At 75.6% G+C, this 21,992-nt stretch carries 17 protein-coding genes; 8 read left to right on the top strand and 9 right to left on the bottom strand.

Annotated elements, in window-relative coordinates:
• Positions 1 to 79 precede the first annotated feature (79 nt).
• The gene (locus ACH443_RS10030; RefSeq protein WP_430590229.1) at positions 80 to 1,327 is read left to right on the top strand and encodes an endonuclease/exonuclease/phosphatase family protein; all 1,248 of its coding nucleotides are present in this window, start codon (positions 80 to 82) and stop codon (positions 1,325 to 1,327) included.
• Between the two features lie 166 nt (positions 1,328 to 1,493).
• Entirely contained in the window at positions 1,494 to 2,648 is a 1,155-nt protein-coding gene (locus ACH443_RS10025) for a ScyD/ScyE family protein (protein WP_430590207.1), read from the top strand.
• A gap of 250 nt (positions 2,649 to 2,898) precedes the next feature.
• Here the strand turns inward: ACH443_RS10025 and ACH443_RS10020 are convergent, their stop codons facing one another.
• Together ACH443_RS10020 and ACH443_RS10015 are read right to left on the bottom strand one after the other, a co-directional pair.
• Positions 2,899 to 3,999: a Gfo/Idh/MocA family protein gene (locus ACH443_RS10020; RefSeq protein ID WP_430590206.1), complete on the bottom strand. Its 1,101-nt coding sequence runs from the start codon at positions 3,997 to 3,999 to the stop codon at positions 2,899 to 2,901.
• Positions 3,996 to 5,153 carry a Gfo/Idh/MocA family protein gene (locus tag ACH443_RS10015; protein ID WP_430590205.1) on the bottom strand — a complete coding sequence of 386 codons (1,158 nt, stop codon included), beginning with the start codon at positions 5,151 to 5,153 and terminating at the stop codon, positions 3,996 to 3,998. Before ACH443_RS10015 ends, ACH443_RS10020 begins: the two co-directional genes overlap by 4 nt.
• Before the next feature lie 124 nt (positions 5,154 to 5,277).
• Here ACH443_RS10015 and ACH443_RS10010 point away from each other — a divergent pair, with 124 nt between their 5' ends.
• Together ACH443_RS10010 and ACH443_RS10005 are read left to right on the top strand one after the other, a co-directional pair.
• Entirely contained in the window at positions 5,278 to 6,336 is a 1,059-nt protein-coding gene (locus ACH443_RS10010; protein WP_429765372.1) for a LacI family DNA-binding transcriptional regulator, read from the top strand.
• 18 nt (positions 6,337 to 6,354) lie between these two features.
• Complete coding sequence (locus ACH443_RS10005; protein ID WP_430590204.1) at positions 6,355 to 7,476, top strand: threonine aldolase family protein; 1,122 nt, start codon at positions 6,355 to 6,357, stop codon at positions 7,474 to 7,476.
• Between the two features lie 77 nt (positions 7,477 to 7,553).
• On the opposite strand, the gene ACH443_RS10000 is transcribed toward ACH443_RS10005, so the two are convergent.
• Positions 7,554 to 8,822 carry an MFS transporter gene (locus tag ACH443_RS10000; RefSeq protein WP_430590203.1) on the bottom strand — a complete coding sequence of 423 codons (1,269 nt, stop codon included), beginning with the start codon at positions 8,820 to 8,822 and terminating at the stop codon, positions 7,554 to 7,556.
• Positions 8,823 to 8,965: 143 nt separating this feature from the next.
• Here ACH443_RS10000 and ACH443_RS09995 point away from each other — a divergent pair, with 143 nt between their 5' ends.
• The 4 genes from ACH443_RS09995 (at position 8,966) to ACH443_RS09980 (ending at position 12,795) form a co-directional block, all read left to right on the top strand.
• Positions 8,966 to 9,877, top strand: a complete 912-nt coding sequence (locus ACH443_RS09995) for a winged helix-turn-helix transcriptional regulator (protein ID WP_430590202.1) — start codon at positions 8,966 to 8,968, stop codon at positions 9,875 to 9,877.
• Between the two features lie 39 nt (positions 9,878 to 9,916).
• A complete protein-coding gene (locus ACH443_RS09990; protein WP_429765366.1) occupies positions 9,917 to 10,381 on the top strand; it encodes an SRPBCC family protein in 465 nt (154 codons plus the stop codon).
• Complete coding sequence (locus ACH443_RS09985; protein WP_430590201.1) at positions 10,378 to 11,646, top strand: glycoside hydrolase family 3 N-terminal domain-containing protein; 1,269 nt, start codon at positions 10,378 to 10,380, stop codon at positions 11,644 to 11,646. The genes ACH443_RS09990 and ACH443_RS09985 overlap by 4 nt, the downstream gene beginning before the upstream one ends.
• A 261-nt stretch (positions 11,647 to 11,907) precedes the next feature.
• Positions 11,908 to 12,795 carry a CHAD domain-containing protein gene (locus ACH443_RS09980; RefSeq protein ID WP_430590200.1) on the top strand — a complete coding sequence of 296 codons (888 nt, stop codon included), beginning with the start codon at positions 11,908 to 11,910 and terminating at the stop codon, positions 12,793 to 12,795.
• 82 nt (positions 12,796 to 12,877) lie between these two features.
• Here ACH443_RS09980 and ACH443_RS09975 read toward each other — a convergent pair whose 3' ends face one another.
• The 6 genes from ACH443_RS09975 to ACH443_RS09950 form a co-directional block, all read right to left on the bottom strand.
• Entirely contained in the window at positions 12,878 to 13,177 is a 300-nt protein-coding gene (locus ACH443_RS09975; protein ID WP_429765360.1) for a hypothetical protein, read from the bottom strand.
• Positions 13,174 to 14,445, bottom strand: a complete 1,272-nt coding sequence (locus ACH443_RS09970) for an inorganic phosphate transporter (RefSeq protein ID WP_429765358.1) — start codon at positions 14,443 to 14,445, stop codon at positions 13,174 to 13,176. The genes ACH443_RS09975 and ACH443_RS09970 overlap by 4 nt, the downstream gene beginning before the upstream one ends.
• Before the next feature lie 139 nt (positions 14,446 to 14,584).
• On the bottom strand, positions 14,585 to 15,598 hold the full coding sequence (locus tag ACH443_RS09965) for an NAD-dependent epimerase/dehydratase family protein (protein ID WP_429765356.1): 1,014 nt from the start codon (positions 15,596 to 15,598) through the stop codon (positions 14,585 to 14,587).
• The gene (locus ACH443_RS09960) at positions 15,595 to 18,342 is read right to left on the bottom strand and encodes an alpha/beta fold hydrolase (protein WP_430590199.1); all 2,748 of its coding nucleotides are present in this window, start codon (positions 18,340 to 18,342) and stop codon (positions 15,595 to 15,597) included. Before ACH443_RS09960 ends, ACH443_RS09965 begins: the two co-directional genes overlap by 4 nt.
• A gap of 5 nt (positions 18,343 to 18,347) precedes the next feature.
• A complete protein-coding gene (locus ACH443_RS09955; RefSeq protein ID WP_429765353.1) occupies positions 18,348 to 19,370 on the bottom strand; it encodes a 3-oxoacyl-ACP synthase III in 1,023 nt (340 codons plus the stop codon).
• Between the two features lie 185 nt (positions 19,371 to 19,555).
• A complete protein-coding gene (locus ACH443_RS09950) occupies positions 19,556 to 21,781 on the bottom strand; it encodes a S9 family peptidase (RefSeq protein ID WP_430590228.1) in 2,226 nt (741 codons plus the stop codon).
• Between the last annotated feature and the right edge of the window lie 211 nt (positions 21,782 to 21,992).

The following is a 21,992-nucleotide window of genomic DNA, read 5'->3' as shown; positions in this document are numbered from 1 at the left end:
CCCCGCGGCCGACGTTCACGCGCCGTTGAGGCGGGCGTCACCGGCCGGCGCTAGCGTCGGCCGGGTGACCACGCCCACGATGCGACGACGCACCCTCACGGCCGCCACGGCGCTCGCCGTGGCCCTCCCCACCGCCCTCCTCCCCCTCGCCGCGAGCGCCCACGGGCACCACGGCGGGCACCACGGCGGGCACGGTCCCGACCGCTCGCTGCGCGTGGCGACGTACAACCTGTCGCTGAACCGCGCGGCGGAGGGCGAACTGCAGGCCGACCTGTCCACCGGCGACGACCCGCAGGCCCGCACGGTCGCGGAGGTCATCCAGCGCGCGGACCCGGACGTCGTCCTGCTCAACGAGTTCGACCACGACGCCGCCCACGCGAGCGTGGACCTGTTCCGCGAGAACTACCTCGAGGTGCCGCAGGGCGGCGCCGACCCGGTGCGCTACCGCTACGCGTACACCGCGCCGTCGAACACGGGGATCCCCAGCGGCGTCGACCTCGACAACAGCGGCACGGTGGGCGGCGGCAACGACGCCTTCGGCTTCGGCGAGTTCCCGGGCCAGTACGGCATGGTCGTGCTGTCGAAGTACCCGATCGACACCCGGAACGTGCGCACCTTCCAGCACTTCCTGTGGAAGGACATGCCGGGTGCGCTGCTGCCCGACGACCCCGCCACGCCCGAGCCCGCGGACTGGTACTCCCCCGCGGAGCTCGACGTCGTGCGGCTGTCCAGCAAGTCGCACTGGGACGTGCCCGTCCGCGTGGGCCGCGAGACGGTGCACGTGCTCGCCGCGCACCCCACCCCGCCGACGTTCGACGGGCCGGAGGACCGCAACGGGCGCCGCAACCACGACGAGATCCGGTTCTGGGCCGACTACGTGACGCCCGGGAAGGCCTCGCGCTACGTCTACGACGACGAGGGCGGGCGCGGCGGGCTGAAGCCCGGCGAGCGCTTCGTGATCCTCGGCGACCAGAACGCCGACCCGCTCGACGGCGACTCGGTGGACGCGGCGATCGACCAGCTCCTGGACCACCCGCGGGTCACGGACCCGCGCCCGACGTCGGAGGGCGCGGTCGAGGCGTCGTCCCTGCAGGGCGGCGCCAACGCGACGCACCGGGGCGACCCCGCCCTCGACACGGCCGACTTCGCCGACACCGCGCCGGGCAACCTGCGGGCCGACTACGTGCTGCCGTCGAGGGGCCTGCCCGTGCGCGACGCCGGCGTGTTCTGGCCCACGCAGGCCGACCCGCTGTCCCGGCTCACCGGCACGTACCCGTTCCCGTCCAGCGACCACCGCCTGGTGTGGGTGGAGCTGCGGGTCGGCTGACCGCGGACACGGCGCCGCGGAGAGCGCGCCGCGGGACCGGTGCCGAGGGCATCCCGAATCACCCGCGCTTCACCCCCGCCGCCGGCACCCCGCCGGTGCGAGCGCCCCCGGGCGGTCGCAGGCTCGACAGTGCTGTGCCATCTCACCGTCGAGCCCTGGAGATCCCATGAGACGCGCCCTCACCGCGGCCGCCGCAGCAGCGACGGCGCTGCTGCTCGCCGCGAGTCCCGCCGCCGCCCACGGCGGCAAGCCCGCACCGAAGCCCCCGACGGTCACCGAGATCGCCTCCGGCCTGGTCACCCCGCTCAGCGCCGCGGTCGGCGCCAAGGGCACCTCGTACGTCACCCAGAACTTCGCCGGCCTGCTCACCGAGGTGGACAAGCGCGGCGACGCCACCGTCCTCTACGCGTCCGCGAACGGCGAGGAGGTGGGCGGCGTCTCCTACCGCGACCGCCGCCTCACGTTCACCGAGACCCTCATCGACGACGAGACGGGTCCCGTCGCGTCGAGCATCAAGACGCTGCGCCTCGACAAGAAGGGCGACCCGACCGGCCCGGCGCGCACGCTCGCGGACGTCCGCGCGTACGAGGACGCGAACAACCCGGACGGCGACGTCACCTACGGGTTCCGCGACGTCGACCAGGCCTGCCTGGACCAGGCACCGCCGGACGGCATCCCGGTCCGGTACGAGGGGATCCAGGACTCGCACCCCTACGCGACCACCCGCGGCTGGGGCACGACCTTCGTCGCCGACGCGGGCATGAACGCGATCCTCTCCGTGAGCGATCGCGGCCGCGTGCGCACCGTCGCGGTGCTGCCCGCGCAGCCGGCCGTCGTCACGGCGGACGCCGCGGCGATGTTCGGCCTGCCGGACTGCGTCGTCGGCGAGACGTACTGGTTCGAGCCCGTCCCCACGGACGTCGAGGTCGGCCCCTGGGGCCAGCTCTACGTCACCACCCTGCCCGGCGGGCCGGAGGACGACAGCCTCGGCGCGCGGGCGGCGGTCTACCGCGTGAACCCCTGGTCGGGTTCCGTGCGGATGGTCGCGGGCGACCTCCTCAGCGCCACGAACCTTGCCGTCTCGCCGTCCGGGGACGTCTACGTCGCGGAGCTGTTCGGCGGGAAGATCACGCAGGTGACGCGCCACGGGAACCGCACCGTCGTCGAGACCGCGCTGCCCGCCGGCCTCGAGTGGGACCACGGTGACCTCCTGGCCACCACGAACGCGCTGCCCGGCGAGGGCGCCCCGCCCGACGGCCACCTCGTGCGCGTCGACCTCTCCCGGTCGCACGGGCACGGCCACGGCCACCACGGCCGCTGACCGTCCCTGGTCGTGGGGGGGGGGGGCGGGGGGGGGGGGGGGGGGGGCGGCCGGCCCCCCCCCCCCCCCGCCCCCCGCCCCCGCGGGGGGGGGGCCCGCGGCGCGCGGGGGGGGGGGGGGTCGCCCGCCGCGGGCCCCCCGGGCCAGCGCCGGGCCAGCCGGGGGGGGGCGGCCGCGGGGGGGGTGGGGGGGGGGGGGCCGGGGGGGCCCCCCCCCCCCCCCCCCGCCCCCCCCCCACGACCCTCGCGGGTCAGGGCGTCAGCACCCGGGCCTGCTGCTGGGCGAGGACGCTCAGCTCGGCGGCCTTGAAGGCGTGCTCCTGCGTCATCGCGTTCTCGGTGCGCTCCAGGCAGTCGAGGATGAGCTGCCCGAAGTAGGGGAAGCCGACCTGGCGGTCCGCGACCAGGTGGTGCTCGCCCTCGCCGTCGACGAGGAACACGTGGCCGCCGCCCTCGCCGGTGCCGACGTTGACGTACTTGCGCAGCTCGATGTACCCCTCGGTGCCGAGGATGATCGTGCGGCCGTCGCCCCACGTGCTCAGCCCGTCCGGCGTGAACCAGTCGACGCGCACGTACCCGGTGGCCCCGTTGTCCATGACAATGCCGGCCTCGCCGAAGTCGTCCAGCTCGGGGTGGTCCGGGTGGTGGTAGTTCGCGATGGCGGCGTGGCTGATCTCCGCGTCCTTCGCGCCCGCGTAGTGCAGCATCTGGTCGAAGTTGTGGCTCCCGATGTCGCACAGGATGCCGCCGTACTTCTCCTTCTCGAAGAACCAGTCCGGTCGCCCGGTGCCGAGACGGTGCGGGCCCAGGCCCATCACCTGCAGCACGCGACCGATCGCCCCGCGGTCGATGAGCTGCTCCGCGAGCACGGCCGCCTCGACGTGGATCCGCTCGGAGTAGTAGACGGCGTACTTCTGACCGGTGCGGGCCGTGGCCTCGCGCGCGGCGGCGAGCTGGTCGAGCGTCGTCAGCGGCGCCTTGTCGGTGAAGTAGTCCTTGCCGGCCTCGATCACCCGCAGCCCGAGCGGCGCCCGCTCGGACGTCACCGCGGCGCCCGCGACGAGCCGCACCTCGGCGTCGTCGAGGATCTCGGCCTCGCTGCGCGCCACCCGCACGTCGGGGAACTTGCTGCGCATCACCTCGACCTTGGCCGGGTCGGGGTCGTACACCCACTTCAGGGTGCCGCCGGCGCCCGCGAGGCCCTCGCACATGCCGAACACGTGGCCGTGGTCGAGGCTGGTCGCCGCGAAGACGAACTCCCCCGGCTCGACGACGGGCGCGGGCACGGGCTCCGGCGCGTACGCGGCGCCGCTCGCGGTGCTCGCCGCGCTGATCGGGCTGCCCGCGCTCATGCCTTCGCCCCCACCGTGATCGCGCCCGGCAGCTCGCCCACCGACGCCGTCTTCTCGAAGAACCGCGGCGCCCGCTCCAGGAGGGTGCCGGTGCGGTAGTAGGGGTCGTCGGGCGACAGCGGCAGGTCCACGGTGCGGCGCTCGATGCCCGCCTCGTAGATGGCGGTGACCAGCTCGATGGCGCGGCGGCCGGCATCGCCGTCGACGGCCGGACGCCGGCGCTCGCGCACGGCGTCGAGCATGTCGGCGATCTGCCCGGCGTGGCCGGTGTGCTCCAGCGGCCGGTGCGCCGCCGCGACGGCCTCGATCTGCGCGACACGCTCCGTGTCGTCCTCGTCGGCGGGGAAGCCGTTCGGGTTGGCCAGGTTCGCCTCGACCTTCCACGGCTGCGAGACGCGCGCGTTCCGGCCCTGCACGACGATCGCCTGCTCCTCGCCGTGGCTCACCACGGAGGCGGTGACCTCGGCGAGCGCGCGGTCGTACTGCAGCACGCTCACCGACAGGTCCTCGACCTCGGCGTTCTCGTGCGCGGCGTTGGTGAGCACCGACGTCACGGCCTTCGGCGAGCCGAGCATCCACAGCGTCATGTCGAGGTGGTGGATGGCGTGGTTGAGCGTGCAGCCGCCGCCCTCGCGCTCCCAGGTGCCGCGCCACCACAGGTCGTAGTACTCGGTGCCGCGCCACCAGGCGGAGCTGACCTGGGCGTGCGTGACGGGGCCCGCGAGGCCGGAGTCGAGCACCTCCTTGAGGGTCGCGATGTCGTCGCGGAACCGGTTCTGCGCGACGACGGACAGCAGGCGGCCGTTGTCCTGCGCGGCGGCGATCATCGCGTCGCACTCCTCGAGCGACGGCGCCATGGGCTTCTCGACGAGCACGTCGACGCCGGCCTCCAGGGCCTGGATCGACAGGGCGGCGTGGGTGGACGGCGGCGTCGCGACGCTGACGAGGTCGAGGTGCTGCTCGGCGGCGAGCATCTCGGCCGCGTCGGTGTAGACGCGGGCGCCGTCGAGCCCGAGCTCCGCGCGCATGGCCTCGGCGCGGCCCGGGGCGGGGTCGCACAGCGCGACGATCTCGCACTCCCCCGCGAAGCGCTGGTAGCCGTCGACGTGCGCCCGGGCGATGCCGCCCGTGCCGACGATCCCGATGGTGAGCATGGTTCCTCCGATGGAACGAGCTGGCTGACGATCCGGCATGATACGTATCATGCAGCGGTGATCAGACTGGCCGCCGGGCAGCGGACCTGTCAAGGCGAGAGGTGAGGGAGGTCATACTGTGGCGGTGCCGAACCCACCCACCAGCCGCGACGTCGCGCGCCTCGCCGGGGTGTCCCAGGCGACGGTGTCCTACGCGCTCACCGGGCGCGGCACCATCTCGGCGGCCACCCGCGCGCGGGTGCTCGAGGTGGCCGAGTCGGTCGGCTACCGGCCCAACCTCGCCGCACGGTCCATGCGCACCCGGCGGTCCGGCCGGCTCGCCGTGGTGACCGGCGCGAGCCTGGACCACCAGGTCAGGCTGCTCACCGGCGCCGGGGAGGTCGCCGAGGCGGCGGGGTACGTGATGGAGACCCACACCGTCGACGGCACCCTCGAGGAGCGCACCGGTCGCGTCCGGGACCTCGCCGAGAGCGGCCAGTACGAGGGCGTCCTCACCCTCGTCCCCGTGCTGCCCGCGGCCCTCGCGGACCCGTCCGGCTCCGCGAGTCCGGACGGGGGCGCGCCCGTCGTCGCCGAGGCCACGTTCGACGAGCAGATGCGCAGCGTCGGCAACCTCGCCGACGCGAGCACCGTCGAGGTGCTGGTCGGGGCGCTCGTGGCCGCCGGGTACCGCCGGTTCGTGCACGTCGCGGGCCCCGACCACTACGCCTCGGCCCGCGCCCGCCGCGACGTGTACCTGGCGTCCGTCGCCCGGGCCGCCGCGGACCCCACCACGGCCGACGTCGTGTCCCTCGGGGTCATCGGCGGCTCCTGGTCGGGCGACGACGCGCGTCGCGCCGTCGCCGAGATCCCCGCGGACGCGCCACCCCTCGCGGTCGTCGCCGGGAACGACTACCTCGCCGCGGGCGTGGTGCGCGGCGCCGCCGAGCGCGGCTGGTCGGTGCCGGACGACCTCGTCGTCACCGGCTGGGACAACTTCGCGATGGGGGCGCTGATGATGCCGTCGCTCACCACCGTCGACGTCGACTTCCCCGAGGCCGGCCGCACCGCGATGCGCCGGCTGGTCGCGACCGTGCGAGGCGAGCCCCGTCCGGCGCCCGGCGCGCCGATCCACCGCATCGTGTGGCGGGAGTCCACCGGCGGGCGCCCCGGTGCGGAGGCCGTCCAGGAACCGCCCCGGTGACGCCCTTACCCTGAGCCCGTGACCGAGCCCCGCACCCTCCCGCCGTTCGCCTCCGACAACTACGCGCCCGCGCACCCGGACGTCCTCGCCGCCGTCGCCGCGGCGAACGACGGGTACGCCGTCGCGTACGGGGACGACCCGTGGACGGCGCGCCTCGACGCCCGCGTGCGCGAGGTGTTCGGCGCCGGGGCGCTCGCGTTCCCCGTGCTCAACGGCACCGGCGCGAACGTCGTGTCGCTCACCGCGCTGTCGCCGCGCTGGGGCGGCGTCGTGGTGTCCGACGTCGCGCACGTGAACACCGACGAGAACGGCGCGCCCGAGCGGGTCGGCGGCCTCAAGCTGCTCGCCTGCCCGTCCGTGGACGGCCGGATCACGCCCGACGACGTCGCGCGCTGGGCGGGGCAGCGCGACGACGTGCACCGCGCCCACCCCGCGGTGCTGTCCCTCACGCAGTCGACCGAGCTCGGCACCGTCTACCCGCTCGAGGAGCTGCGGGCGCTGACGCACGTCGCGCACGACCTGGGGATGGCCGTGCACGTGGACGGCTCACGCCTCGCGAACGCGGCCGCGACGCTGGGCTGCTCGCTGCGGGCCCTCACCACCGACGCGGGCGTCGACGTCGTCTCCCTCGGCGCCGCGAAGAACGGCGGCATGCTCGGCGAGGCCGTGCTGGTCCTCGGGCCCGACGACGCCCCGGACGCCGCGTCCGCCCGCGCGCGGGAGGCGGCCGCCGCCGCCGTGCCGTTCCTGCGCAAGGCGACGATGCAGCTCGCGTCCAAGACGCGGTTCGTCTCCGCGCAGCTCCTGGCCCTGCTCGGGGAGCCGGACGACGCGGAGCCGCTGTGGCACCGCAACGCCGCGCGCGCGAACGCGATGGCCGCGCGGCTGCGCGCGGGGCTCGAGGCGCTGGCCGGGTCGGACGGCGACGGCGTGCGCATCACCCGCCCCACCGAGGCGAACGCCGTCTTCGCCACGCTCCCCCGCCCCGCCGCCGACCGGCTGCGCGCCGTCGCCCGCTTCTACGACTGGGCCGACGGCGAGACGCCCGACCGCGTCGAGGTGCGGCTCATGTGCGCCTGGGACACCGCGCCGGGGACGGTCGACGCGTTCGTCGCGGCGGCCGCCGACGCCCTCGCCTGATCGCAGCGGCAGTTCGGGTTCGGCGCGGCAGTTCGAACTGCCGCGCCGAGCCAGAACTGCCGTTCCGACCGGGACGGTCAGCGGGACGCCGGGGTAGCGACCGGCCGGTCGTGGGCCGCTGCGTCGTGGTCCTCCAGGTTCCGCAGCCTCCGCACGGGGCTGAGGCCCACGATGACGGGCCCGAGCAGCAGCACGAACGCGGAGCCGAGCAGCACGGCTCGGCTGCCCACGTGCGCGGCGAGCACGCCGGCCGCGAGCGACCCGAGCGGGATCATGCTCCAGGAGACGAACCGTACGGTCGCCATCACCCGCGAGAGCAGCTCGGGCGGGCTCGCGACCTGCCGGTAGGTGCGCGTCACGACGCTCCCCGGCACCACGGACGCCCCGAAGACCATCGTGCCGACGGCGAAGCAGAGCCACCCCGCGGCGCCGGCGCCGAGCGGGACCAGCAGCGCGCCGGCGAACCCGACCAACCCGTCGAGCAGCAGCACCCGCGCGGACCCGAAGCGCCGCACGAGCCACGGCGTGGCGGCCGCCGCGAGCAGCGACCCCACGCCGTCGGCGGCGAGCAGCACGCCCACCATCGCGGCCGGGGCGTCGAGGTCGCGCACCAGGTAGAGCGCGAACAGCCCGGCCTGCACGCCGCACACGAGGTTGACGACGCACGCCCACCAGGTGGCGGGCGCGATCACCGGGTGCCGCACCACGAACCGCCAGCCCTCCGCGATCATCTGCCCCATCCCGGGCCGCGCCTGCCCGTCGCCGAGGGCGGGCTCGTGACGCTCGGGCAGCCGCCGCAGCAGCAGGGCCGACACCACGTACGACACGGCGTCGACCAGCAGCGCGGGCACGGCACCCACGGCCTGCACGAGCAGTCCCGCCACCGACGGCCCGCCGAGCTGCGTGGCGGCCTGCGTGCCCGAGACGAGGCTGTTGCGGCTGGTCAGCTCGTGCTTCGGCACCACCGTCGGCAGGAAGGTCGTGTTGGCGGTGAAGAAGAACACCTCGGCCACGTTGACCGCGAGCGCCGCCAGCACGAGGTGGACCAACGAGAGCTCCCCGAGCCACCAGACCAGCGGGACGGCGAGGATCGCGGCGGCGCGCGCCAGGTCGGCCGCCACCTGCGTGGCGCGCAGCGGCAGCCGGTGCACGATCGCGCCGGCGGGCAGGCCGAGCACCACCCAGGCGAGGTACGACGACGCGGCCAGCAGGCCCGTCTCGACCGGGCCGGCGTCCAGCACGGTCACCGCGGCCAGCGGCAGCGCGACGGTCGTGACGGCGGTGCCGACGCCGCTGGTGGTGCTCGCGGCCCAGTAGGTCCAGAACGGCCGTGCACTCGTGGCCACCGGGCCACCTCCTCGTCGATGAGACTCCGCGGGGCCCGCCGGGAACAAGGCGGGGCCGCGTCGTCGTTGGTAAGTTCCAAATTGGAACTTACCCCACGGCGCGGGATGGACGCACACCCCGGCCCGGCGAGAGGATGTGCCCCATGCGCCGCGAGGACCTTGCCGACAGCTCGTGCGGCATCGCGCAGTCCCTCGGCGTCGTCGGCGACTGGCAGAGTCTGCTGATCGTGCGCGAGGCGGCCGCGGGCGTCACCCGGTTCGAGGGCTTCGACCGCGAGCTCGGGCTGTCCCGCCGCGCGCTCACCGAGCGGCTCGGCGGGCTCGTCGAGCACGGCGTCCTGGAGAAGGTGCCGTACTCCGAGCGCCCGCCGCGCCACGACTACCGGCTCACCGCCCGGGGCGAGGGCCTGCTCCCCGTGCTGCTGGCGCTGCAGGAGTGGGGCACGCGGTTCGTCATGGGCGACGGCGAGGTCAGCGGCGCGCTGGGCGACGGCGACCTCGCGCGGGCGCGCGCGCTCGAGGGCACGCACGTGCCCGACGTCGCGCTCACGGCGCACGACGGCTCCACCGTGCGGCTCGTGGACCCCGACCGGTGGACCGCGCTGTTCTTCTTCCCCGGCGCGTACGCCCCCGGCACCCACGGCTACCCGCCGCGCTGGGGCGAGGTGCCCGGCACCGCCGGCTGCACGCTCGAGTGCGTCACCTACGGCCGCCGGCACGCCGACCTCGAGGCTGCCGGCGCACGGGTGCTCGGCGTGAGCACGCAGCACCCCGAGCAGCAGGCCGCGTTCGCCGCCCACGCCGAGCTGCCCTACCTGCTCGCGTCGGACCAGGACGGGCTGGCCGCGTCCGCCCTGCGGCTGCCCGTGTTCCGCGCCGGCGGCTCCGACCGGCTCAAGCGCGTCACGCTCCTGGTGGACCCGGCCGGCGCCGTCCGGCACGTGCAGGCGCCGGTGACCGACCCCGCAGAGTCGGTCGACGACGTGCTCGCCCTCGTGCGCGGGCTCGCGGCCACGACGCCGTCGGGGACGGCGGCGGCGAGGGCCCGGCGCTAGGGTCGGAACCAACCGGAGCCGGCGGAAGGAACCCCCACCATGACCAGCCCCACCAGCACGTCGGAGCACCGCTACCCGCACGTGGCCGAGGCGTCGATCCACGTGACCCAGCCGCCCGAGCGGGTGTGGGCCGAGCTCATGCACCCCGGCGCGCGCTGGATGCTCGGCGCGAACATCGAGACGGACTTCCGGCCGGGCAGCCCGATCACGTTCGAGGGCCACTTCTTCGGCCGTCAGTTCGCCGACAAGGGCGTGGTGATCGCCGTCGAGCGCCCGCGCCTGCTGCACTTCACGCACTTCTCCCCCCTGGCCGAGCTCGCGGACGTCGAGGACAACTACCACGAGATTCGCATTGCGCTCGAACCGGACGAGACGGGTACGGTCGTGTCCGTGAGGCAGGAGAACATCGACACGGCCCAGCACGCGACGAACTCGCAGGCGCACTGGCAGGACGCGCTCGCGACCCTCGCCCACCGCGACGGTGCACCTGCCCGACGCGCGTGACCCGCGGTCGGCCCGCACGGGCCGTCGCCGCCTCGCTCGCCACGACGCTCGTCGTCGTCCTCCTCGCCGCGTGCTCCGGCGCGGGCAGCGAGCCGTCGCCCGGCCCGGCATCCTCCGCCTCGGAGGGCTCGCCGTCGAGCTCACCCAGCCCGTCCCCGAGCCCGACGACCGCGTCCCCGAGCGCGACGGCGCCCCCCACCCCCGAGCCCACCGGCACCCCGACGCCCGACGACGTGCTCGCGGGCTGGACCCTCGAGCAGAAGGTGGGCCAGCTGCTCATGGTCGGGGTGTCGGTCAGCGACCCGGCCGCGGTGAGCGCCGAGTCGGTCCGCGACAAGCACGTGGGCAACGTGTTCCTGCACGGCCGCAGCACGGCCGGTGCGGAGGCGACCCGCGAGCTGGTCGACGAGTACACCGGCCTCGTGTCCCGTCGCTCGACGCACGCCACGCCGCTGCTCGTGGCCACCGACCAGGAGGGCGGCCTCGTCCAGGTGCTGCGGGGCCCGGGCTTCTCCGAGATCCCCAAGGCCACCGAGCAGGCCACGTGGAAGCCCGCCACGCTGCAGGACCGCGCCGAGGGCTGGGGCGACGAGCTCGCCGCCGCGGGCGTCAACCTCAACCTGGCGCCCGTGATGGACCTGGTCGACGAGGACGCCGCCGCGGACAACCCGCCCATCGGCTACTTCGGCCGGAACTACGGCTACACGCCGAAGTCCGTGGTGCGCTCCGCGAACGCGTTCGGCGCGGGCCAGCGGGCCGCCGGCGTCGAGCCCGTGATCAAGCACTTCCCGGGCCTCGGCCGCGTCACGCAGAACACCGACACCGACTCCCGCGTGACGGACGACGTCACCACCCGCGACGACGCGTCCGTGCGCGTCTTCGCCCGGGGGATCGAGGCGGGCGCCCGCTACGTGATGATGTCGAGCGCCGTCTACGAGCGCATCGACCCGGACGAGCCCGCCGTGTTCTCCCCCGTCGTCGTGGAGGACGTCCTGCGCGGCGACCTGGGGTTCGACGGCGTCGTCATGACGGACGACGTGTCGGCCGCCGCCCAGGTGCAGGACCGCTCGCCCGGCGAGCGGGCGGTGGACGCCGTCGACGCCGGCGTGGACCTGGTGCTCGCGTCCGCGGACCCGTCCGTCGCGCCCGCGATGGCGGACGCCCTGGTCGCGAAGGCCCGCAAGGACCCGGACTTCGCGAAGAAGGTCGACGCCTCCGCCCGCCGGGTGCTGGCCGCCAAGGCCGCCACCCTCCCGCCGAGGTAGTACCAGGCTCCGCGAGGTAGTCCCCGGGCTGCCGAGGTAGTACCGAACGCGGCGAGGTAGTACCGAACGCGGCGAGGTAGTACCGAACGCGGCGAGGTAGTACCGCCCGGGTGGAATCTGACTACCTCACGCAAGGGTGCACTACCTCGCCCGTTCCGGTACTACCTCGGCAGCCCCCGGTACTACCTCGGCGGGCTGCGCCGTCGGCGCCGTGCGCGCCTGACCTCGCGCGGCGGGAGCGTCGCCGGGCGAGGATCGAGCATGACCCGCACCGCCGGCGACGCCCTCGGCGCCGCGATCCGCGTCCACGCGGAGACGATCCTGCGCGGGCACGACGACGTGCGGACGGCCGCGGCCCGGGCACCGGGTGCGCCGGACGACGCGCCCGACGCGGTGCACGACGCCCGCGTGGCGGTCCGGCGGCTGCGCGCCACGCTGCGAGTCTTCCGGGACGGCACGGCCCCCGAGCCGGGCACGGTCGGGGCCCTCACCTGGTGGGTGCGCACCCTCGGCGCGGCGCGCGACGCCGAGGTGCGGCGGACGGGCCTGGCGGAGCTCGCCGCGGGCCTCGAGCGGCCCTCGCCCGAGGTGCTCGCGGGTCTGGCGACGCTCGACGGCGCGCTGGTCGCGGCCGACGCCGCCGCCCGGGCGGAGGTGACGGCGGCGCTCGCGTCGGCCCGTTGCCGGGACCTCACCGCGCGGCTCGACGCGCTCGTCACGGCGCCGCCGCTGACCGACCGGTCCGGGGAGGCCGCGGCGACGACCCTGCGCCCCGCAGTCGTGCGCGAGCTGGGACGGGTGGGACGGCACGCCGGGCCGGTCGCCGCCTGGCGGGGTCCGGGGACGGGCGACCGGCCGCCGCCCGACGTCGTGCACCGCCTGCGCAAGGCGGCCCGCCGGGCGCGCTACGCCGCCGAGGTGCTCGCGACGTCCGGCGACCGCGCCACCGACCGCTGGGCCGACGACGTCGTCGCGCGCCACCGCGAGCTGCAGGACCTGCTGGGCACCGTGCACGACGCCGACGTGCTGCGCGCGACCCTGTCGGCGCTGCGCGAGCCGCGCACCGCCGCGGCGGTCGACGCGTGCGAGCGGCTCGGCGACGACCGTGCCGCGCAGGCCCTCGCCGCCGCGGCTGCCGCCGTCCGCTGAGCCGGAAACGCGGCCGAGCACGCGATCCGTCGCGCCATCAGGTCGGATGGTGCGACGGATCGCGTGCTCGAAGGCAGGTCGGTCAGTGGCCGCCGGAGACCAGGAAGACCAGCCCGAAGGCGATGGCCCCGACGACGACGCCCATGCAGGCGATGGCGCCCGCGAGGCGGGCCGGCGACGGGCGCGGGATGGCGACGGCGCGCGACGTCGGGGCGTCGTTCGCGTCGGAGGACGACGGGGAGACCGGACCGCCCGACGCGTCGGCCGGCGTCGTACCGGCCAGCAGCCGCAGCCCGAGCGCGAAGAGCGCGGGGATGCCTGCGCCGACGATCAGGCCGGCCACGAGGACCTGGCCGAGCGAGCCCCACTCGATGAAGTTCATGCTCCCACCTTCGGGTTGGACGGGGCGCTGACGGTGCCCACGGCGGCGACGGCCGGCGCGACGGACGAGGCGGTGGCGACGGCGGGCACGGGCCCGACGCGCTCGCCGCCGGCCTCGCCGGTGGTGGCGGCGACGGGCTCGACGGACGCGCCCTTCTCCTCGTCCCAGGCCTCGTTGACGTTGGTGTGGTCGACGGGCTTGCGCCGCGAGGCGACCCAGATCGCCGCGGACGCCACGACCAGCAGCACGAAGACGGCGATCGTGCCGGCGGCGCCGCCGATGGACGACTCCAGCCAGTGGCACAGCGCGCCGACCAGGCCGGCCGCGGGGAGGGTGACCATCCAGGCCACGAACATGCGGCCCGCGACGCTCCAGCGGACCTTCGCGCCCGGCATGCCGACGCCCGAGCCGAGCACGGAGCCGGTGGCGACGTGCGTCGTCGAGAGCGAGAAGCCGAAGTGGCTGGACAGCAGGATGACGGCGGCGGACGACGTCTCGGCGGCCATGCCCTGGCGGGTGTCGATCTCGACGAGGCCCTTGCCGAGGGTGCGGATGACCCGCCAGCCGCCCAGGTAGGTGCCGACCGCCATCGCGAGGGCGCAGGACAGGATGACCCAGAACGGGACGCCGGAGTCGGCCGGCACGGCGCCGCCCGCGATGAGCGCGAGCAGGATGATGCCCATCGACTTCTGCGCGTCGTTGGTGCCGTGCGCCAGGGAGACGAGCGAGGCGGAGCCGATCTGGCCCCAGCGGAAGCCGCGGTTCGTCACGTCCTGCGGCACGCCGCGGGTCAGGCGGGCCACGAGCCACGTGCCCACGCCGGCCACCGCGATGGCGACCACGGGGGCGATGAGGGCGGGCACGAGCACCTTGGAGATCACGCCCTCCCACAGCACGCCCGACGTGCCGACGGCGGCGAGCACGGCGCCCACCATGCCGCCCACGAGGGCGTGCGAGGAGCTGGACGGGATGCCGAACAGCCAGGTGATGAGGTTCCAGACGATGCCGCCGACCAGGCCGGCGAGGACGACGGGCAGGGTGATCACCCCGGCGTCGACGATGCCCTTGGCGATCGTGGCGGCGACGGCGAGGGAGAGGAAGGCGCCGACGAGGTTGAGGACGGCGGACAGCGCGACGGCGGTCCGGGGCTTGAGGGCTCGGGTGGCGATGGAGGTGGCCATCGCGTTGCCCGTGTCGTGGAACCCGTTCGTGAAGTCGAAGGCGAGTGCGGTCACGACGACGAGCGCGAGCAGAAGCGTCTCGGTCACGGCACCCATCGTGGGGGGTGAACCTGAGCGTTTTCGACCGCCGGTGGGCCGTTCGGTGAACTGTTCCGGGACTGTTCACCTGTTGTTCATCTGACGGCGGCGTGTCGTGCTCGCGCGTGGCGGACGGCCTCCGCGAGAGCTACGGCAGGGGCGGCGCGGAGCCCCCGTAGTGCGCCGCCAGGCGGCGCAGCCCCTCGTCGACGGTCACCGCCGGGACCCAGCGCAGGTCGCGGTGGGTGGCCCGCTGGTCGAACCAGTGCGCGGTGGACAGCTGCTCGGCGAGGAAGCGCGTCATCGGCGGCTCGTCGGCGCCGGGACGCACCCGCCACAGGGCCTCGACGAGGCCGCCGGCCGACCGTGCCAGGCCGGCCGGCACCCGCCACGCGGGCGGGCGGACGCCCGCGGCCCGGCAGATGCCGGACAGCAGGTCGGCGACGGTGCGCGGCTCGCCGTTGGTGAGCACGTACGCCCGTCCGCCGACGACGTCGGGCGCGTCGCCGAGGCGGTCGAGGGCGGCGAGGATGCCGTCCGCGGCGTTGTCCACGTAGAGCGTGTCGATGAGGGCCGCGCCGTGGCCCAGAAGCGGGAGACGGCCGTGGGCGGCGCGGTCGACGACGCGCTCCACGAGCTGCGTGTCCCCCGGCCCCCAGACGATGTGCGGCCGGACGGCGACGACCCGCGGCCCGCCGCCTCGGGCACCGCCGGCGTCGCGCCCCAGCGCGAGCACCTCGGCGGCGGCCTTGGTCCGCGCGTAGTCGCCGCGCGCGCCCTCGGGGTCGGCGGGGGTGGCCGGGGCCCCGACGAGCGACGTCCCCAGGTGCGCGACCGACGGCGACGACACCTGCACGAACCGGCGCACGCCCGCGCGCTCGGCGGCGTCCAGCAGGGTGCGCGTGCCGCCCACGTTCACCTCGTGGAACTCGGCGGGCGCCCCCGCGAGGGACACCTTGGCGGCGAGGTGCACGACGGCGTCGGCCCCCTCGACGGCCCGCGCGACGACCTCCGGGTCGGTGACGGAACCGAGCACGTCGGCCGCTCCGTCGACGCCGGACGGGCGCCGCTGCAGGGTGCGCACGTCGTCCCCCCTGGCCACAAGGGCGCGGGTCACCGCGCCGCCGAGCAGCCCGGACGCGCCGGTCACGAGCACGGTCACGGCTGCCCCACCCGTCCGCCGGTGAGCACCCCGTCAGCCCACCTCGCCAGCCGGGTGCGGTCGACCTTGGAGTTGTGCCGCACGTCGGTGGGCATGCGCGGCACCGCCAGCACGGCGGCCAACGGCACCGACGACGCGGCCCGCGCGGCGGCGGCGAGGTCGTCCGGCGCGAGGCCGGGGCGACGCGTGGTGCTGGTGGTCTCGACGACGGCGACCGCCTGGTGCACCCCCGCGGGCCCGACGCCGACGACGGCGGCGCGCCGCACGGCGGGCACCCGCTCCACGTGCTGCTCGGGGCCCACGGGCGCCAGCGGCCCGTCGGCGGTGCGCAGCACGTGCGCGAGGCGCCCCTCGATCCACAGGCGACCCTGGTCGTCCAGGTGCCCGACGTCGCCCGTGCGGTGCCAGCGACCCGGCGGGGTGTCGCGCTCGGCGGCCACGTCGGTGAGCCAGAGGCGGTCGTAGCGCTCCTTGAGGTGACCGGCGCGCACCAGCACCTCGCCCAGCACGCCCGGGTCCGCGGACGGCGCGCCGGTCGCGTCGCCGTCGTCGTCGAGCGCGCTGACCAGCACCTCGCCGCCGCCGACGGGCCGGCCCACGCAGACGCCGGCGTCCGGCGCCGTGGCCGCGTCCCGGATCCCCTCGAGCGTGATGTCCGTGACGAGGAGGCACTCCGTCATCCCGTACGGGGTGTGCGGGGTCGCCGCCGGCATGAGCGCCGCCGCCGAGCCGAGCAGCTCCGCCGAGATCGGCGCGCCCGTCGACAGGAAGGTCCGCACCCGGGCGAGGGCTGCCCGGTCGGCGTCGTCGAGCGCGTCGGCGGTGTCGACGACGTTGAGGATCGCCGCCGGGGACAGGAAGACGATGCGCGCGTCGGACGCCGTCACGGCGTCGGCGACGGCCCGCGCGGTGAGCGTCGCGGGCGACGACACGTCCATCACCGGCGTCACCGACCGCGTGCCGAGCGCCGGCCCCAGCAGGGCGAACGGAGCGAACCCGGTGACGAGGCCCGTCTCGGGCCCGACGTCGAAGTGCGCGGCGAGCGCGTCGCGCAGCGCCGACAGCTCGGCGTGCCGGTAGACGACGCCCTTCGCCGGCCCGGTCGAGCCCGACGTGAACAGCACGGCGGCCTCGTCGTGCGGGCCGGGCTCCGGCGGCAGCGGGCGCCCCTCGCCCGCCCGGGCGACGTCGACCAGCTCGTGCGTCACCCCGAGAACCCGACGCACGGTGGGCGCCAGCGGCTCGGCCGAGATCCGCACCCCCGGCCAGCCCAGCGCCCGCGCCGCGGCCAGGCCCTTGCGCTGCGCGACCACGAACCGCGGCCACGCCCCCCGCTGCGCCCGCGTCAGCCCGCGCACGCCCAGCCCGGCGTCGGCCACCACCACGACGGCCCCGATCCGCAGGCACGCGTACACCAGCGCCGTCAGCGTCGGGCCCGGCTCCACCAGCAGCGACACCCGGTCGCCCCGCCGCACGCCGATGCCGTGCAGCCCGGCGGCGATGCGCCGCACCTGCCGGTCCAGCGCCCGCCAGCTCGCCGTGAACGGACGCCCGTCCGCGCCGTCCGCCGTCGTGGAGGCCGTCATGTCCAGCACGGCCGCCGCGTCGTCGTCGGCCCGCGCGTCCAACGCCGCCCACAGCGGCACGAACGGTGTCGCGGAGTCGTCCGACGAAGCGGGCGGCGAGGTGATGCTCGAGGCGGAGGGGTCGGGGACCTCGGGCACGGATGTACGAAGTCCCGAAGTGGAGGGCCCCCTGGGGCCCGTGAACGCATCCGTGCCCGAGGTCCCCGACCCCTCCGCCGACAGCGAGGACAGCCACGACAACACCGAAGGAGCCCAGTCGACGTCCTCGGCGATGAGATGACCAGCCTCGCTGAACCGGTGCACGTGCGCGTGCGGCAGCCGGCGCACGAGGTCGTCGAGGTACCGGTCGGAGAAGATCGGGTCGTGCGGCCCCCACAGCAGGACGGCAGGCACGGTGAGCCGCGCGACGCCCTCGGCGATCCGGTCGAGCTCGGGGGCGCTGGGGTGCGCGCCATCGACGGGGATGTCCGCGACGAACCCCTCGATGCCGTCGCGCTCGTGGGCGGCGAGGTAGGGCAGGCGGTAGGCCGCGGCGACGTCGGCGGCCAGCCGCGGGCGGGCCAGCGACAGCGTCGTCTCCAGGAAGGCGCGGGTGGTGCGCGTGCCGAGGCGGTGCACGGGCCCGGCGAGCGCGAGGCGCAGCGGCGCGGGCACCGGCGCGTCGTCGGGCTGGTGCACGGCGGTGTTGAGCAGCGCGACGCCGGCGAGCAGGTCGGGGTGGTCGACGGCCCAGCCGAGCGAGACGACGCCGCCCCAGTCGTGGCCGAGCGTCACGACCGGCCCCGTCAGGCCGAGCGCGTCGGTGAACGCGCCGAGGTCGGCGACGCGGCGGGCGAGCGGCCGGTGCTCGCCGGAGCGCTGGGACAGGCCCATCTCGAGCTGGTCGACGGCGACGACGCGCCAGGCGGGCGCGCCGGCGTCCGCGGCGTCCAGCGCGTCGGCGACGAGCCGCCGCCACAGGTACGACCAGGTGGGGTTGCCGTGCACGGCGAGCACGGTGCCGACGGGCTCGTGCCCGCGCGCGGTCAGCTCGGGCCCGTTGTCGAGGTAGTGCCACGACGCGCCGCGCGCGTCGGTGAGCACGTGGCTGTGGCGCGGGTCGAGGCCGGGCAGGCCCGGCGGGACGGTGTCGGCGGGTCGGGGGGTCGGGGCGGGCACGCCCGTCACCACGCGAGCTCCAGCATCGCCGTGTTGATGCCGGAACCGACGCCCATGAGCAGCACGCGGTCGCCGGCGCTCAGCGAGTCCTGCTGCTCCACGAGGGTGATGGGGACGGACGCGGGCCCGACGTTCCCCAGCCGCTCGTACGTGGTGGGCACCTTGGCCCGGTCCAGGCCGACGGCCTCGACGATGGCGTCGGTGTGCACGCGCGACACCTGGTGGGTGACGTAGCGGTCCATGCGCGCCCAGTCCCAGTCGGCGACCGCGTCCTTCCAGGCGTCGACGACGAGCTCGAGGCCGCCCTCGAGCAGCGCCTTCGCGTCGGTGAACATGCCCTCGGTGCTGCCGACGCACAGGTCGTGGAACTGCGTCGCGGCGCGCGTGACGCCGCCGAGGACGCGGTGGCCCTCCGGATGCTCGTCCGTCCGCCCCAGCACGGCTGCGGCGGAGCCGGAGCCGAGGGTGAGCGAGGCGAACTCCTGCATGAAGTCGTCGCGGCTGCGGTCCTCCTGCAGGAGCCGCTCGATGGTGCGGTCGTGGATGACGTCGGCGTCCTCGCCGTCCACCACGACGGCGTACCGGACCTGGCCGGACTCGATCATCCCGGCGGCGAGGCTCATGCCGTTGATGAAGCCCAGGCAGGCGTTGGCGACGTCGAAGTTCACGGCCGACGACGGCAGCCCGAGCCCGTGGTGCAGCCGCACCGCGACGGACGGCTCGAGGTGCCGGCGCGTCACGGACGTGTTGATGAGCAGGCCGACGTCGGCGGGCTCGACGCCCGCGACGGTGAGCGCCTCGCGCCCGGCGGCGACGGTCGCGTCGTCGACGTCCTCGTCGGCGGCCCAGGCGCGCCGCTCACGCACGCCGGCGACGCGCTCCAGCAGCGTGGTGGGGAGCCGCAGCCGGCGGAGCGCGGGGGCGAGCCGCTGCTGCACGGCGGCCGAGGTCCGCACCCCGGCCGGGATCCTGCTGGTCACGGCCAGCAGGGAGACCCCTGCGAACCTGGTGGTGGCGTTTCCTGACACACGAGCTCCAGACGACCGGTCGTGCGCGAGCGCACGGAGCCGGCTCAGCGACGAGTTGGCGGGGTCGCGCGACCCCGGCCCCGCGACGTTACGACGTCCGGGGCGCGCCCGCCGTTCCAACCCCGCGATGTGGGATCGGCCACGCAGGGTTCACCCGCGGCGCGCACGGGTCGCGCAGCCGTCCCTCACGCCGCGCCGAGGACGTCCAGCGTCCACGCGTGCTCGAACGCGATCTCCTCCCAGCGCGCGTACCGCCCGGAGACGCCGCCGTGCCCGGCGGACATCTCGATCTTGAGCAGCGCCGGGGCGCCGGCGGCCCGCAGCCGCGCGACCCACTTGGCGGGCTCCACGTACAGCACGCGGGTGTCGTGCAGCGACGTCGTCGCCAGCACCCGCGGGTACGCGGACGCGTCGTCGGGCACGTTCTCGTACGGCGCGTACCCCTTCATCCGGGCGTACACCTCGGCGTCGTGCAGGGGGTCGCCCCACTCGTCCCACTCGACGACGGTGAGCGGCAGGGTGGGGTCGAGCATCGAGGTGAGCGCGTCGACGAACGGCACGCCCGCGAGCACGCCCGCGAACAGGTCGGGCGCCAGGTTGAGCGCCGCGCCCACGGTGAGCCCGCCCGCGCTGGCGCCGTCGGCCACCATCCGCTCCGGCGACGTCCAGCCCGTCTCCACGAGGTGCCGCGCGCACGCGACGAGGTCGCTGAAGGTGTGCTCCTTGGCCGCGAGCTTGCCGTCGTCGTACCAGTGCCGGCCCAGCTCGCCGCCGCCACGCACGTGCGCGACGGCGAAGACGACGCCGCGGTCCAGCAGGCTGAGGCGCGGGACGGAGAAGTACGGGTCGATGCTCGTCTCGTACGCGCCGTACGAGTACAGCAGCAGCGGTGCGGGCTCGGCGCGCGTGCCGGAGCCGTCGAGCGTCACCGCGTCGCGCCGCCACACCAGGCTGATCGGCACCCGCGTGCCGTCCTGGGCCGTCGCCCACTCGCGGTGCTGCGCGTAGTCGGCCGGGTCGTAGCCGCCCAGCACGGGCTGCCGCTTGCGCACGTGCCGCTCGCCCGTGGCGAGGTCGACGTCCACCACCGTGGCGGGCGTGACGAACGACGTGTGCTGCACCCGCAGCAGCGGCTGCTCCCACGTGGGGTTCGCGTCGAGGGCCACCGAGAACAGCGGCTCGTCGACGTCGATCTCCCGCGCCGTCCACGACTGCTCGCCCGTCGTGCGCGCCAGGTCGACGACCGCGACCCGCGGCAGCGCCTCGCGCCGCAGGCTCAGCACCACGTGGCGCGCGAAGGCGTCCACGCCCTCGAGGCGCACGTCCGGGTCGTGGGGCACGACGACGCGCGCCGCGGCCGGGTCCAGGGCACCGGCGGCGCCGTCGTCGCCCGCGCGGGCCGGGACGTCCGCCACGACCAGCTCGAAGTTCTCCGCGCCGTCGTTGTGCAGCACGAGCAGCGCGTCGCGGCCCGCGCCGTCGCCGTCGCCCAGCACGGCGTGCTCGACCGTGTACTCGACGTCGTCCCGCCGCTCCCAGACCACGCGGAACTCGCCCGTGGGGTCGTCCGCCTCCAGGACGCGCGCCTCGCTGGTCGTCTTGGACCCGGCCTCGATCACCAGGTAGCGGCGCGAGCGCGTGAGCCCGACGCCGATCCAGAACCGCTCGTCGGGCTCCTCCAGCACCAGCACGTCGTCCGACGCCGGCGTGCCGACCTCGTGCCGCCAGATCCGGTAGGGCCGCCACGCGTCGTCGACCGTGGGGTAGAAGACGTACCGGCCGTCGGGCGTGAGCACGGCGCCCGGGAACGTGCCCTCGACGACGTCGGGCAGGTCCGCGCCCGTCGTCAGGTCGCGCACGCGCAACGTGAACCGCTCGTCGCCCTGGGTGTCGACGGCGTAGGCGAGCCGCGCGCCGTCCTCGGACACGTCGAACGAGCCGAGGGAGAAGAAGTCGTGCCCGTCCGCCGCGACGTTCTGGTCGAGCAGCACCTGCTCGCCGGGCGGCACGGAGCCCGCCTCGATCTGCGGGGGCGCCCACTCCCCCGCGGCGGGCACGCGCGCGTGGATCGGGTACTGCCGGCCCTCCTCGGTGCGCGTGTAGTACCAGGACCCGCCCATCCGCACGGGCACCGACAGGTCGGACTCGAGCGTGCGCGCCTTGATCTCGTCGAAGACCGCCTGCCGCAGCGGCGCCAGGTGCGCCAGCCGCGCCTGGGTCCACGCGTTCTCCGCCTCCAGGTGCGCCAGCACCTCGGGGGAGGACTTGTCGCGCAGCCACTCGTAGTCGTCGACGAACTCGTCGCCGTGGTGCCGGCGCACGGTGGGGCGGCGCTCCGCCACGGGAGCGCGGTCGGGGAGGGAGTCAGGGGAGGCGTCGTCGGCGGCGTCGAGGTCTGCGGGGGCGGTCAGGTCGTCGGGCACCCGGCCAGCCTAGGTCCGCGGCGGCGAGGACCGGATTCCGCCCGCACGATGCCGGACTGTGACCTGGATCTGTCATTTGGGTCACATTTTCGTGGCTACACTCGCGGCACGCTCGCGAAACGCCGCGGATACATGGGGCCTTTAGTGTCCCTGCATCGACGGGGTGAGCGGGTGGAACCCCGGGCTCGCCCCGGGGGAA

Source organism: Isoptericola sp. NPDC019571 (assembly GCF_044389385.1).
In the GTDB taxonomy this organism is placed as follows: domain Bacteria; phylum Actinomycetota; class Actinomycetes; order Actinomycetales; family Cellulomonadaceae; genus Isoptericola; species Isoptericola nanjingensis.
Note: the sequence above shows the minus strand (reverse complement) of the source record. Positions and strands in the feature narration are given on the sequence as shown.

What these genes read in the sequence shown, in the direction of transcription:
- ACH443_RS10030 (WP_430590229.1), top strand. Translation starts at nt 80, where the DNA reads ATGCGACGACGCACCCTCACGGCCGCCACGGCGCTCGCCGTGGCCCTC.
- ACH443_RS10025 (WP_430590207.1), top strand. Translation starts at nt 1,494, where the DNA reads ATGAGACGCGCCCTCACCGCGGCCGCCGCAGCAGCGACGGCGCTGCTG.
- ACH443_RS10020 (WP_430590206.1), bottom strand. Translation starts at nt 3,999, where the DNA reads ATGAGCGCGGGCAGCCCGATCAGCGCGGCGAGCACCGCGAGCGGCGCC.
- ACH443_RS10015 (WP_430590205.1), bottom strand. Translation starts at nt 5,153, where the DNA reads ATGCTCACCATCGGGATCGTCGGCACGGGCGGCATCGCCCGGGCGCAC.
- ACH443_RS09995 (WP_430590202.1), top strand. Translation starts at nt 8,966, where the DNA reads ATGCGCCGCGAGGACCTTGCCGACAGCTCGTGCGGCATCGCGCAGTCC.
- ACH443_RS09990 (WP_429765366.1), top strand. Translation starts at nt 9,917, where the DNA reads ATGACCAGCCCCACCAGCACGTCGGAGCACCGCTACCCGCACGTGGCC.
- ACH443_RS09980 (WP_430590200.1), top strand. Translation starts at nt 11,908, where the DNA reads ATGACCCGCACCGCCGGCGACGCCCTCGGCGCCGCGATCCGCGTCCAC.
- ACH443_RS09975 (WP_429765360.1), bottom strand. Translation starts at nt 13,177, where the DNA reads ATGAACTTCATCGAGTGGGGCTCGCTCGGCCAGGTCCTCGTGGCCGGC.